We start from the raw sequence: 271 nt of genomic DNA on the forward strand, positions 1-271 counted from the left end.
TTTTTACTATTTTTTTCTTTTTTTATTATGCTCGTTATAGCTATTATAATTTCAAGTAGGGAAGATACGACACTATTATTAAGAAGTTTTGTGCGCGTAAAGATGTATCTGTTCTTTCTTTTTTTCATTCGTAACGTATTCTTGTTAATCCAAGTACGAAAATTGCTCCTGCATATAAAATGAGTATACCTGTTGATCCTCCTATTTGTGCGACTGTGGCTCGGGTGACGCTTACCTGCGTAAAGCCACGCGTCGCCCAAGTTTGCGGGAG

General features: G+C 37.3%; 1 pseudogene. It reads right to left on the reverse strand.

Going from position 1 to position 271, the window contains the following annotated elements:
• Positions 1–124: 124 nt before the first annotated feature.
• Positions 125–271: pseudogene (locus tag JDS80_RS32250) on the reverse strand (ABC transporter permease); the annotation flags it as partial.

The organism is Bacillus cereus group sp. N8, from assembly GCF_016483685.1.
Classification (GTDB): domain Bacteria; phylum Bacillota; class Bacilli; order Bacillales; family Bacillaceae_G; genus Bacillus_A; species Bacillus_A proteolyticus.